Consider the following 14012-nt stretch of genomic DNA (forward strand, 5'->3'; position numbering starts at 1 on the left):
TCCGATGGTTCCATTGTCTATTGTTTGTTTTTATTGGTAATGGAGCTGTCGTAACCGACGGTTCCATTTTCTAGTTGTTGTTTATGTTGATGATGCTCCGCACCATCTAGGTTTTGTATATAAAAAAAGCCGTTACTAAATTATTATGTTCCAAATGTGCAGCCACATCAATTAAAAGAAACATAAAAATTTAGCCACGGCCAAATTTATAGCTATAGAAAACCCTTTTGAATTTCAAAAAGGCATAAAGAACATTTTATTTAGCGAAAAATCCGTTCAATAAACTATCTAACTCCTCAACTTTATCAGCAACTGTTGTGTCTTGGTGTTGTACCTTATGCTCGGCTTTTAAAACTGCTGTTGCATAATGTAAAACTGCCATCGACAGCAAATCTTGCTTATCTCTAACCGCATAATTTTCTTGATAGTCTTTTATACGTTCGTTGATAATTTTTGCCGCCCTTCTCACAATTTCCTCTTCTTCCATACTTACCTTTAAAGGGTAAATGCGGTCGGCGATAGTTATTTTAATCGAGATTTCTCCCATTTTCGTAGCTTTGTTTCAATTAATCTGTTTGCTTATTTCTTAAGCAATGTCACACACTTATCAATTTCACGCACAAAATCGTTAATTTTTTGCTTTATATCAAGTGTCTTTTCACTTGTACCTTCAATACTCTTTGCTAATTTGAGCACTCTTATCTTTTCATCTAGCTCTAAATGAGTGTTTTTAGCACTCACCAACGCTTGCTTTTGTTGCTGATTTTCTGCTTTTAATAAATGATTTTCTTCCTGTAAAGCACTGCAAAGCTCAATTAATCGAGCAGTTTTTTGCATTACACTATTTAGTTGATCAGCTACAGCAGCCATTTTTCCAGTTATGGGTTTTGAGTTGCGAGTTGCGAGTTATAAGGTTTTAACCCAGTAACTCATCACACGATACTCTTAACAATTTTTAATATTTTATCTTATTTCTGCTTTAGCAGTTTGTGCTAAGTTAGTAATAATCTTTTGCATAATGCTATCGATCTGTTTATCAGTCAAAGTCTGTTCTTCATCTTGCAAAGTGAAGTTTAAAGCATAAGATTTTTTACCTTCTGGTAATTTATCGCCTTCATAAACGTCAAACACTTGCACATTTTTCACCAATTTCTTTTCAGCTTTAAAGGCAATGGTTTTCAATTCATCAAAAGTTACAGCTTGATCTACCAATAAAGATAAATCTCTTCTTACCGCTGGATATTTAGGCACTTCTTTGTTGATGATTTTGTTTTTCTTCAAAGCGTCCAATACAAAAGCCCAATCGAAATCTGCGTAAAAAATATCCTGTTTCAAACCCGCTGCTTTTTTGTCGGCTTGGGTTACCGCTCCAAAACTTACCAAGGTCTTGTCTCCTCTAAAGTATTTTAAGCCATAGGCGAAGTTCTCGTCTTTAACTTCCGCAGTTTGGAAACTAGAAAGACCTAAACGTGTTACCACAGCATCTACCGCTCCTTTTAAATTATAAAAAGTTGAATTAGCAGATTGATGGTTCCATTGTTCACTTTGTTTTGCACCGCTCAATGCAATTAACAAACGTGGACGTTCCACATATTTACCTTCAATTAAATGATAGGTTTTTCCGAACTCGTAGAATTTGATATCTGAGTTTTTACGGTTGATGTTATAAGCTACACTCTCTAAAGCTGGCTGCAACAAACTTTGGCGCATCGCATTCAAATCAGAACTTAACGGATTTAAAATTTGAACCGCCTCTTCTTCGTTCTTAGAATTTGCCAAACGTGTTAGAGAGTTACACCAAATTTCTACAAAACCATTTGCAGTAAGCATATCAGCTACTAAGTTTTGGATATTTTCTCTATTCGGTTTAACTGTGAAAGCCAACGAAGCATTTACTTTCGATGGAATTTCGATGTTATCGTAACCGTAAATACGTAAAACTTCCTCTGTAATATCACATTCACGGGTAACATCTACTTTATATGCGGGAACCAGTAAATCTAATCCTTCTGCAGTTTCTTTAGCAACGCTGATACCTAAAGCAGTGATGATTTCCTTAATTTCTGCAGCAGGAATATCCTTACCAATTAAATCAACTATGTTTTGATATTTTACAGCAACTTCAAATGGGTTAGCTTTTACTGGGTAAATATCAGAAACTGATGAAGAAATTTCACCACCAGCAACTTCCTTAATCAACAAAGCTGCTCTTTGCAATGCCAAAATGGTAATTTCTGGATCTGTGCCACGCTCAAAACGGAACGAAGCATCTGTCTTTAAGCCGTGCCTCTTAGATGTTTTACGTACAGAAACTGCATTAAAATAAGCGCTTTCCAGGAATATATTGGTAGTTTGCTCAGTAACTCCCGAACCGATTCCACCAAAAACACCTGCAATACACAAAGGCTTTTCAGCATCGCAAATCATTAAATCTTCTGCCGAAAGTTTACGCTCTACTTCATCTAAAGTAACAAAAGGTGTACCTTCCGCACATTTTTTAACGATGATTTTATTACCTGCAATCTGATCTGCATCAAAAGCATGTAAAGGCTGCCCCAACTCATGCAACACGTAATTGGTCACATCTACTATGTTATTAATTGGACGAACGCCAATTACCTTCAATTTATCTTTTAACCAATCTGGCGATGATTTTACAGTAACTCCACTAATACTTACACTGCTATAACGCGGACAAGCATCTGTAGCTTCCACCTCCACTGCGATGTTTAAGTTTTCGTTCTCGATTGCAAAAGCACTTACATCTGGTAACTCATAGCTCGTACGTAAATAAGCTGCTAAATCTCTAGCCACACCTAAGTGCGAAGCTGCATCGGCACGATTTGGCGTTAAACCTATTTCGAATAGATAATCATCATCAACGTTGAAATATTTTTTAGCTTCAAGACCTACGGTTGCATCCTCTGGCAATACCATGATGCCAGCATGAGAACCACCTAAGCCGATTTCATCTTCGGCACAGATCATTCCCTCAGAAACTTCACCTCTAATTTTCGATTTGTTGATTTTAAAAGGCTCACCTTCATTTGGATGAACTGTAGTACCCACAATGGCAACCACTACTTTTTGTCCGGCAGCAACATTTGGCGCACCACAAACAATTTGTAATAGTTCTGGTCCGCCAACATTTACTTTGGTAACGCTTAACCTATCTGCATTAGGGTGCTGTGCTCGCTCTTCTACATATCCAATCACCAAACCTTCCAATCCTCCTGGAATAGTTTGCACTTTCTCCAAGCTTTCCACCTCTAATCCGATATTAGTTAAGATTAGCGAAAGTTCTTGAGGAGTTTTATCCGTTTTTAATATCTGTTTAAGCCAGCTGTATGATATTTTCATTTGTAATTTATATGTATAGAGACGCATAATCACGCGTCTGTACTAAAATATGCCTTCCATAATCGCATATCAAGCATGAGAATTTCATGCGTATTGATGCAAAAAATAAAATGCAAAGATATTATTTATAAAGCTAAAGGAGAAGGAATGAAGAATAAGACTTACGAAGTTTATGAAACTTCGTAAGTATACCTCTTTTAAGTACGTAAATCAGTTGGCTAAAACAATAATTTAGCCAATACAGGCATATGGTCTGAAAAATATTTTTGGTCTTTGCTATCTGTCAACACGCCATATTTTTGCACCTTGAAGCCTTTATTTACGAAAATATAATCGATTCTATCTTTTAACGGGCTATTAAAATCGAAACCATTAAAAGTTCCCTCTGGACCATAAGGAGGCTCTATTGATATTTCTTTACTATCGCTTAAAAAAGATTTAATAGTTGCAATGGCATCAGTTTCTGGAGTTACATTTAAATCGCCAGTGTAAATAACAGGTAGTTTTGGTGCTATTTCTTGTATTTTCTGCTTGATTAATTTTGCAGATTCTATTCTTGCTTGCACGCCTACATGATCGTAGTGTGTGTTGAATACCAAGAATTCCTTTTTATTTAGTTTATCGTATAATCTTACCCAAGTACAAACACGGTTAAACATGGCATCCCAACCTTTGCTCGGTACATTTGGAGTTTGCGATAACCAAAAAACGCCACCGTCTTTTTTGGCAAACCTTTTTTTATTGTAGAAAATCGGAGAGAACTCCCCCTTACGCTTACCATCATCTCTACCCGCTCCTACTGCTTCAAAATCGGAGTTTTCTAAAATTGCATCATACTGTTCTGCCAAGGCTTCTTGCGCACATAAAATATCGGTATCATGGAATTTCACTAAAGCCTTTACATTATCTTTTCTCTTATTCCAAGCGTGAATTCCATCCTTTTCAGTACTATATCTTACGTTATAAGTTATCACATTAATGGTTTGATTTTTCTGTGCCTGAACTTGGAAACCAACAACAATTAGCAACAGAACGGCTATAATTTTTTTCATCTTTTTTAAAATTTGATTTAACCTTAGGATAGTATCAAAAGTAAAAATTCAAACCTAATTATGATGGCATCTCATATTATTTCTATATAAACAACACTACAAAACAATTACTAACAAACTCATAACCAAACAAAAAAGCGAACTTATCATTATCAAAAAGAGATTGTTTTTTAACAAAAAAATATAAAATGAAAGCATTTTAAATAAAAAACACAACATAAAGTTCATCATTTAATCACAATAAGTTTATTATATTAGCCTACTTTTGACCAAATATGAACGACAGGGAACTATCTTCAGTCAGCGACGAGCTTCTGCTTTCGCGTATCTGTAACGATGACGACCGCAAAGCATTTTCCGTGCTTTATGATCGTTATTGGGCTGTGCTCATACAAACCTGTTTCAAACGATTAAAGTGTTTGGAGACTTCAGAAGAAATTGTTCAGGAGATTTTTGTAGACTTATTTGTTAGAAGAAATGAACTTCAACTAAACTCTACCTTAGAAGCTTACTTAAAAACAGCGGTTAAGTACAAAATATACAACCACTATCGTTCGCAGCAAATTCATCAATCTTATTTGAACAGCGAACTGAGCATACAAAAAATTCATTCTCCAGCTCCAGATGAGGTTTTCCAAAAAAAGGAACTGAACGCTTTAATTATTGCTGCTACAGCACAAATGCCCGAAAAGTGCAAAGAAGTTTTTATGCTGAGTCGTTATCAACAGCTTTCTCATAAAGATATTTCTAGCAGACTAGGGATTTCGGTGAGCACTGTAAAAAAGCACATCACCAAAGCTACCAACATTTTAAAAGCTAACTTCAAGCAGCACAGTCCTGATTTGTTGGCAGTTCTATCTAGCCTATACTTGCTTTAAACAAGCAATTCACACAATTTTTATTTTTTTTTAAATTTTGACTAGCACCTCTTAGCGAGTTAAGTTATTTGTATTTGAAATGGATGTACAAAAGAACCGAATACTATTTCTCCTTGAGCGATTTAATCAAGGCATTGCAACGCCCTCAGAAATGGAAGAGCTTGATGCTTGGTATGCTTCTTTTGAGGATGAAGCAACACCGGCGTTAACCGAAGCCCAAAAACAAATGGGTAAGCAACGGCTCTTCAATCAGCTTGACCAACTTACCGCCGAACCACCTAAACAACACCGCTTACCTTTATTAAGATATGCTTCAGCTGCTGCTGTGCTCTTGATAATTACAGGGACATTTTTATTCTGGCCATCCTCAAAACGTGAAAAAGAAGAGATTCAATTAGCTACTACTGTAGATGTAGCACCTGGAGGCGATAAAGCCGTTTTGACTTTAGCTGATGGAAGAAAGATTATTTTAGAAGACAGCCCGGATGGACAAGTCGCCGCCGAAGGAAACATGACCATCATCAAGCTGAATAGCGGCATGCTAGCTTATCAAAATACAGCTAAAAATGCTAATGCAGCAAGCCAACTGAACACCATTAACACACCTGTTGGCGGTCAGTTCCAGGTTATACTGAGCGACGGCACCAAAGTTTGGTTAAATGCAGCATCATCGATTACCTTTCCAAATCAGTTTAATGGCAAGGTGAGAGAAGTGAGCACTACGGGAGAAACTTATTTCGAAGTAGCCACACTTAAAAATGGCAGTAAAGAAAAAGTTCCATTTAGGGTAAGCACTGGCGAGCAAAAAATCGAAGTACTGGGAACACAATTTAACATCAATGCTTACGGCGACCAAAAGCAATATCAAACGACTTTAGTAGAAGGCAGTATCCGACTTTCGCAAAACAAAATCACCAAACTATTACAACCGGGGCAACAAGCAAGCATTCAGCTGGAAAAAGACATCATCAATATCTCAGAAACCGATGTAGAAAAAGCAATTGCTTGGAAAAACGGCCTCTTCAAATTCGACAATACGGATATCATGAGCTTAATGAAACAGTTAGAAAGGTGGTACCCTATCGAAGTAGTTTACGAAGGTAAAATACCTGATGAGCGCTTCTTCGGAAAAATAGAAAGAAACTACACGTTGAGCGAAGTACTTAAAGTTTTACAACTGGGGCAAGTACACTTTAAAATTGACGATAAAACAAATACCAACGGCAAAAGGAAGCTGATCGTAATGCCATAAAACCTACCACATTAAAACAGAGAAAGGAAAATATGAACAAGAAGTAACTCTACACACAGTAGCCAAAAATAAAAAACCGGAAGTGCTCCAACACCCCCGGCAAAAATTATCTGGCCCAAAATTATCAAACAGTAAATCTAATTAATTCGTAAAACCAAATAACACAACAAAAGTATGATTTTAAACTTAGGTGTTAAAACTGTTTTTAAACAGTTTACAATCCCGAAAACACTAGTCAAAGCAATGAAAATCACAACATTATTGATTACCATTGCCTGTTTACAGGTATCCGCCAAAGGATATGGCCAGCTCATATCTCTTACGGCGAAGAACAAACCTATTATTACCGTATTTTCTGATATAGAAAAACAAAGTGGATATAGTTTCTTCTGGAAAGGAAATGATATCAACCAACTTAATGTTAGCGTAAATATTAAGTCGGCAAATATTGATGACGCAGTTTCTACTTTACTTAAGGAACTGCCATACACCTATACCATCGCTAAAAAAACGATTGTAATACAGCCGAAGAACAAAATAGCGATAAGCGATAACGTATCGTCTGTACAAGCGTTTATAGATATAAAAGTAAAGGTTTTAGATACGACTAAGCTGGCTTTACCCGGTGCAAACATCACCATCAAAGAAACTGGCAGAAACTACAGTACTGATTTAAATGGGGAAATTACCTTAAAACAGTTAACGCTAGGCAATACTTTAGTGGTTAGCTATTTGGGATTTATTGCCCGAGAAATCCAAATTACTGATGCGACACCAACGACATTAGAGGTTGTTTTAAAGGCTTCCGCATCTGCTCTGCAAGAAATAGTGGTAGTAGGTTATGGCAGCGAAAAAAAGCAAAACATTACTACTGCAATCAGTTCTGTACAAAGTAAAACCATAGAAAAACTATCGATTACCCGTGTTGAACAAGCGCTTCAAGGAAATGCACCTGGCGTACTCGTACTTAACCAAAACGGACAGCCAGGAGATAAACCAATGATTAGGATTAGAGGCACGGGAACGAATAATAGCCCAGACCCACTTTTCATTGTTGATGGTTTCCCAGTAAGCACGATTGAGTACCTTAACCCTGGCGATATTGAGCGAATGGATGTATTGAAAGATGCCGCTTCTTCTGCTATTTATGGTGCTAGAGGTGCTAATGGTGTAATTTTAATCACCACCAAAAAAGGAACTACAGGTAAACCTCAATTAAGTTACGATGGTTATTACGGAGTGCAAAACGCTTGGCGTAAACTAGATGTATTGAACGCAACACAGTATGCTGAAATGATGAATGTTGGAGCTATTAATGCCAATCCAACGAATCCTTTGCCCTATCCAAATCCGTCTGCACTCGGCAATGGAACCAACTGGCAAGATGCATTATTCCAGAGCAATGTACCGATATTTGACCATCAAGTTTCTGCGTCGGGTGGTAACGATAAATCAACTTACCTAGCTAAGTTCTCGTATTTTGGTCAGGAAGGTGTGATTGGCGGAAAAAGTTCTGAATTTACACGTTATACTTTCAGATTGAATGTAGACCAGAAAATAACTGATTTCTTGAAAATCGGAACCAACCTAAACTACATCAATACGGATAGAAGAGCGATTTTTGACAATGGTGATCAAGGTGGTCACGTATTAGGAAACGCGATTAGTATAGATCCAATTACCCCACTTTACGAAACTGACCCAGCAAAACTAGCGGGTTACAATGCAAATGCAGTTCGTGATGCCAATGGTATTTTTGGCATCTCGCCAGAAGCTACTTTCGCCAATCCTTTGGCACAAATTGCTATCATTAACGGCAATCGTAAAATAGATAAGCTTTTAGGAAATGTTTACGCAGAACTTAGCATTTTAAAGAACCTTAAATTTAGATCTAGCTACGGAATAGACTTAGCTAACGAAAATGTAAATAGCTATACTCCTATTTATTATTTGCTACCTACTTCTAACCAAACTTTCTCAAGGGTTACCACTAACTTCTACCGCACCAATACTTGGCAAGTAGAAAACGTGTTAAGCTATAATCTTGATGTTAAAAAACACAATATCCAATTAATAGCAGGACAATCGGCTTATAAATACTTCACTCAAAACCTAAGTGGTTCTAGAAACGACAATTCTCCAATTGACCCTAATTTAGCTTATATCGATGTAGCTACAGACATCACCTCAAGTGTAAATGGTGGAGGTGCTGATCGCAGAACGTTAGCATCTTACTTCGGCAGGTTTGCTTATAGCTATGATGACAAATATCTACTTTCTGGTATTATTCGCCGTGATGGTTCTTCACGTTTTGGAAGAAACAACCCTTATGCAACCTTCCCGTCTATCTCTGGAGGTTGGGTGGTTTCTAAAGAATCATTCTTTGATGTAAATGCGATTTCGTTCTTAAAAGTTCGTGCTTCATGGGGACAAAATGGTAACGAAAACTTAGGGAGTTCATTTCCTTGGGCATCGACTATCAATACCGCAAATAATGGTTACACTTTCGTGAACGGTACTGGTGCAGAATATCTTTATAGTGGTGCCTCGTTAGGTGCAATTTCTAACCCAGATCTTAAATGGGAAACAAGTGAGCAAACTAACTTCGGTTTAGATGTCAACTTCTTTAAAAACAAATTATCGGTATCTGCTGATTACTATAAGAAGACTACGAAAGACTTATTGATTCGTCCGAATATTTTGACGAGCGTAGGCTACACGGCCCCTTTTATAAATGGCGGGAATGTACAGAACAAAGGGATTGAGTTGGGAATTAACTACAATGAGAAGTTTGGAAAAGATTGGGGCTTAGGTGTTTCGTTCAACATCTCACATAATAAAAATGAAGTTACCCAAATCAATAATACTGCTCAAGCTTTAGCTGGCGCAGCATACATTAGCATGGGAAGCATCACACGAATGGCAGTAGGACAACCTATTGGTTATTTCTGGGGACAAAGAACAGCGGGTATTTTCCAATCACAGGCTGAGGTAGATGCTTACGTTTTCACTAATCCTACCAGTGGAGCGGTAACTAAAATTCAACCCAATGCAAAACCGGGTGATTTGAAATTCATAGACACCAATGGTGATGGCGTAATTAACGATAACGACCGTACCAACATTGGCGATCCAAATCCAAAATTCATCTCTGGCTTAACCATCAACGTAAATTACAAAAACTTCGATTTAAGCATTTTCGGTATTGGCATGTTTGGCCACAAAGTATTTAATGGCAATTACAGATTTGATAAAACAGTTTCAAACATGCCTGCAACGATGCTAGATTACTGGTCGCCGAGCAATACAGATGCAAAATTCCCTCGTTTTGTAACTACAGATCCAAACCGTAACTACGCAACTGTTTCAAATCTTTTATTAGAAGATGGCAGCTTTGTCCGCGTGAAGAACATTCAATTAGGTTACACCTTACCTCAGTTATTAACTCAAAAAGTACGTTTAAACGGCTTGAGACTTTTTGTAGCTGTAGACAATGCATTCACCCTCACCAATTACTCAGGATTTGATCCAGAAATTGGTGCAAGCAGCCCGTTATCATTAGGAATTGACAGAGGTGTTTATCCTCAAGCAAGAACATTCCGTTTCGGTGTAAATGTAAAGTTATAACCCTTAAAAGAATCTAATCATGCAACATATACAAAAAAATATCATGTTCTTGGTAGCGGCAACTTTACTGCTAGTTACCAACGGATGTAAAAAATCATTCTTAGAAATCACACCTGCTTCTCAGATTGAAGAAAGTAATTTCTTTAAAACAGAACTACAGGCCACGCAAGCTTTAGCGGGTATTTATCATGTTCTACAATGGGGAAATATCAACCAAGGTCACACACCATTAATGGGCTGGGCAGAAGCTGCTTCTGACGATGCTTATTCTGGCGGAGGAAGTTCTTCTGATGCAGTTGGTGTAAAGGGCATCGAGAATTTCAAAGTAACTACAACCGCCCCATTTAATGCAAATGATGGTACCTACGGAAGTGTTTGGAGTATATACTACCAAGGAATTGCAAGAGCAAATACTTATTTAGCCAACATCGATCGCGTAGAAAGTACCGATAACTTTAAAGCATTAACAACTGGCGAAGCAAAGTTCTTGAGAGCACATTTCTACTTCGATTTAGTGAAATGGTTCGAAAACGTTCCTTTGATTATAAAACAACAAACACCAGACGAGTACAATCAACCTCAGGCACCGCCTCAAGAGGTATTTAACCAAATTGCGAAAGACCTTACAGACGCAATGACAGTTTTACCTAAAACCAGCATGAAGGCAAATGGTGGTCGTGCTACCTATTGGTCGGCTTCTGCTTTGCTAGCAAGGGTTTACCTATTTAACAAAGGTGTTTACAATACGGATTTAAATACCGGAACAAGAACAATAGATGCGGCGGCAGTACGTACTTATCTGGACGAAATTATTGCCCCTTCTGCAGGTTTCGACCTTATTGGGAATTACAGCGATGTCTGGAGAAAAGCGAATGAACTAGGTATAGAATCTGTTTGGGAAGTGGTGCACAGTAACGTACAACCTATCTCTGGCAGTACTAGCGACCAATTTCGTGCACAAGGAAACTACAATGTGCTTTATTTTGGCCCTAGAGGTGTAAACGGAACCCCTTACACGGCAGGTTTTAGCAATGCCGTTCCTACAGAATCATTGTATCAAGCCTTTGAAACTACACCTATTTTAGATCCACGCCGTGCAGCCACTATATTGGTATTAAACTCTACCACTGCTGCACCAGGAATAATCAAAGGATGGCAACATACAGGCTATTTCAACAACAAGTATAACACCACTGCCGAATACAAAACAGCTTCAGGCTTAAACGACATCAACTGGGGGCAAAATCTACATGCCATTAGGTTTTCTGATGTATTATTGATGGCCTCAGAATTATACATTGGTGTGGATCAAACTAAAGCCGACGCCTATTTAAATAAAGTTCGTGGTCGTGTAGGCTTGGGAAACCGTGTAGCGACCATAGATAACATCAGACACGAACGCAGAGTGGAGTTAGCTGGTGAAGGCATTCGTTATTGGGATTTACTACGTTACGGCTTACCTTATGCCAAACAGATGATTGATGCCTCTAGCTTGATTGGTCCTTATTACAACGGCACTAGCAGTTTAGGCGGTCCAGTTACATTGACGGGCGGAGCAAATACACCTGCAAACGCCTATCAAATGGATTGGGATGTTTCAAAAAGGGGAAGATTACCTATCCCTCCTGCACAAATCACATTATCTAACGGTGTACTTAAACCAAATCCTGGTTATTAGTAAGCTAGTCCTAATCGGCACGCTGAGCTTAAAGCAAGTTCGCGTGCCGATTTTAAATCCTAAACATATCCTTCATCCGCTAGACTTAAAAATGCATCGTTATAAACGATCAAATGGTCATGAACGGCAACTTCCATCATCTTTCCCAACTCCATCAATTTCTTGGTAATACTTATATCTGCGCTGCTTGGCTTTAAACTCCCAGAGGGATGATTGTGTACTAAAACAACAGAAGCTGCTCCTTGCTCCAAAGCAATCTTAAAAACCATCTTTGGATCTACTACAGTACCCGCTTGCCCACCTTTACTTAAAAAGTGCTTTCCAATTACAACATTGGCTCGGTTCAACAGCAACACCCAAAACTCCTCATGAGGTAAATCTGCTAAGTCTGCTTTAATTACCCGATGTACGTCAATAGAAGAGCTTACCTTTTGCACTTCGGCTGGTTCAGCATCTTTTCTCCGTCTGCCCAATTCTAAGGCAGCAACTATCGCTATAGCTTTAGCTTCGCCGATGCCTTTAAACTTTGATAATTCTTTTACCCCAAGTTGCGCCAATTTGTGTAGATCATTTTGGCATGAATTAAGGATTCGCTTACTGAGGTCCACAGCAGTTTCATTTTTACTTCCAGAACCAATTAAGATAGCAATAAGTTCAGCGTCTGTGAGCTGCCTTCGCCCCTGCTGTAAGAGCTTTTCTCTCGGACGATCGGCTTCTGCCCAAGCTTTAATGCCGAGTTTGTTTTCATAGTTAGACATAGATGTAGAAATTTAAGCACAAAAAAAACGGCATCATCTTACGATGATACCGTTCTAATATCGTTTAAAAAACTACTATTTCAAAGTGTTAACGAATTTCGTCAATTTTGCTTTGTTGTTAGAAGCTTTATTTTTATGGATAACGTTCTTTTTAGCTAAACGATCCAACATAGAAATTACTTTAGGAAGTAATTCTAATCCAGTTTTTTTATCTTCAGCAGCACGCAATCTCTTGATAAAAGTACGTGTAGTTTTAGCTTGATATCTGTTACGTAGACGTTTTGCAGCGTTTGCTCTAATTCTTTTTAATGCTGATTTATGATTTGCCATTGTTTAGCCTTTTATTTCTTCTTGTATTTATTTTCGGACTGCAAATATAGAGGTAATATTTTTAAATGCAAAATGGTTTTAAAAAAATATTTTCATCTAATGATTTAAGCACGAAGCTTTTGAAAGCGAAACGCATATAACGGCGTGCTAACATTTAACAAAATTAGGTTTTTTGGCTCAAAATTAGTGTAAAAAGCCTTAAAATATTATTTTTGAAAAAAACACAGAACTCAGTGAAGAAACGTATCGCCATTTTTGCTTCAGGATCAGGATCAAATGCTCAAAAAATTATGGAGCATTTTAAACGTAGTACAGAGGCAGAGGTTGCCCTAGTTTTGACCAACAACCCAGAATCTTACGTACTACAGCGAGCTGATAGCTTTGAGATTCCCTCTCATATTTTTGACAGGCACGAGTTTTACCAAACTGATGATGTGTTAGACTTGTTGAAAAATCTAGATGTAGATTTAATTGTACTGGCAGGCTTCCTTTGGCTAATTCCTCAAAACCTATTAAAAGAATACCCAGGAAGAATGATCAACATACACCCTGCCCTGCTACCTAAACACGGCGGAAAAGGAATGTATGGCGACCGTGTACACAAAGCGGTAATGGAAGCAGGAGATACCGAGGGAGGCATTACCATTCACTATGTAAATGAACATTATGATGAAGGCGAATTCATCTATCAAGCTAAATATCGGATTGAGAAAGACGACAACTTGGAGATGATCAAATTTAAAGGGCAACAACTAGAGCATTTACACTACCCAAAAATAGTAGAAACATTGATCAAGAAAATAAAGAAATAAACTGAAAAGAAAATTTATAGAAAAAATCAGTTTCTTAAAAACCTAAACCCAAAGCCAACTCGTATATAAACAAAAAATCATCTATGATGAATGATTGTTTATGGCGAAACTTATTATCTATTTTTTTTACTCCCTATTCATCTTACTTCTACTAGCCAAGGCTTCACCTGCTGTATTCAAGCATTTTTCTTCTCTAGCATGCGAACAATTTGATTACGAATTAAACGAAAAGTTAAGCGAAAAAGAAAACCCAGAACCTAACAAA

11 protein-coding genes are annotated in these 14012 nt (G+C 37.7%); 5 read left to right on the plus strand and 6 right to left on the minus strand.

Annotated elements, in window-relative coordinates; translation table 11 throughout:
- Positions 1 to 256: 256 nt before the first annotated feature.
- The 4 genes from CRO54_RS11070 to CRO54_RS11085 all read right to left on the minus strand — a co-directional run bounded on the left by CRO54_RS11070 (position 257) and on the right by CRO54_RS11085 (position 4412).
- Complete coding sequence (locus CRO54_RS11070) at positions 257 to 547, minus strand: cell division protein ZapA (RefSeq protein ID WP_097131908.1); 291 nt, start codon at positions 545 to 547, stop codon at positions 257 to 259.
- 32 nt (positions 548 to 579) lie between these two features.
- Positions 580 to 870 (minus strand): hypothetical protein, encoded by a 291-nt coding sequence (locus CRO54_RS11075; protein ID WP_097131911.1) that lies wholly within the window; start codon positions 868 to 870, stop codon positions 580 to 582.
- A gap of 93 nt (positions 871 to 963) precedes the next feature.
- Entirely contained in the window at positions 964 to 3360 is a 2397-nt protein-coding gene (gene pheT / locus CRO54_RS11080; protein WP_097131913.1) for a phenylalanine--tRNA ligase subunit beta, read from the minus strand.
- Positions 3361 to 3578: 218 nt separating this feature from the next.
- Positions 3579 to 4412 carry an endonuclease/exonuclease/phosphatase family protein gene (locus tag CRO54_RS11085; RefSeq protein ID WP_097131915.1) on the minus strand — a complete coding sequence of 278 codons (834 nt, stop codon included), beginning with the start codon at positions 4410 to 4412 and terminating at the stop codon, positions 3579 to 3581.
- A gap of 275 nt (positions 4413 to 4687) precedes the next feature.
- On the opposite strand from CRO54_RS11085, the gene CRO54_RS11090 reads away from it, so the two are divergent.
- From CRO54_RS11090 to CRO54_RS11105, 4 genes are all read left to right on the plus strand, one after another.
- Positions 4688 to 5290: an RNA polymerase sigma factor gene (locus CRO54_RS11090; protein WP_097131917.1), complete on the plus strand. Its 603-nt coding sequence runs from the start codon at positions 4688 to 4690 to the stop codon at positions 5288 to 5290.
- A gap of 79 nt (positions 5291 to 5369) precedes the next feature.
- A complete protein-coding gene (locus CRO54_RS11095; RefSeq protein ID WP_097131919.1) occupies positions 5370 to 6542 on the plus strand; it encodes a FecR family protein in 1173 nt (390 codons plus the stop codon).
- Between the two features lie 243 nt (positions 6543 to 6785).
- The gene (locus CRO54_RS11100; RefSeq protein ID WP_171047879.1) at positions 6786 to 10169 is read left to right on the plus strand and encodes a TonB-dependent receptor; all 3384 of its coding nucleotides are present in this window, start codon (positions 6786 to 6788) and stop codon (positions 10167 to 10169) included.
- A gap of 19 nt (positions 10170 to 10188) precedes the next feature.
- The gene (locus CRO54_RS11105; RefSeq protein ID WP_097131923.1) at positions 10189 to 11847 is read left to right on the plus strand and encodes a RagB/SusD family nutrient uptake outer membrane protein; all 1659 of its coding nucleotides are present in this window, start codon (positions 10189 to 10191) and stop codon (positions 11845 to 11847) included.
- Positions 11848 to 11906: 59 nt separating this feature from the next.
- On the opposite strand, the gene radC is transcribed toward CRO54_RS11105, so the two are convergent.
- Positions 11907 to 12605, minus strand: coding sequence for a RadC family protein (gene radC / locus CRO54_RS11110; protein WP_097131925.1), 699 nt, complete (start codon positions 12603 to 12605; stop codon positions 11907 to 11909).
- Between the two features lie 75 nt (positions 12606 to 12680).
- Entirely contained in the window at positions 12681 to 12935 is a 255-nt protein-coding gene (rpsT, locus tag CRO54_RS11115) for a 30S ribosomal protein S20 (RefSeq protein WP_097131927.1), read from the minus strand.
- 233 nt (positions 12936 to 13168) lie between these two features.
- On the opposite strand from rpsT, the gene purN reads away from it, so the two are divergent.
- Positions 13169 to 13747, plus strand: coding sequence for a phosphoribosylglycinamide formyltransferase (gene purN / locus CRO54_RS11120; protein ID WP_097131930.1), 579 nt, complete (start codon positions 13169 to 13171; stop codon positions 13745 to 13747).
- Positions 13748 to 14012: the final 265 nt, after the last annotated feature.

This window comes from Pedobacter xixiisoli, from assembly GCF_900215335.1.
Classification (GTDB): Bacteria; Bacteroidota; Bacteroidia; order Sphingobacteriales; family Sphingobacteriaceae; genus Pedobacter; species Pedobacter xixiisoli.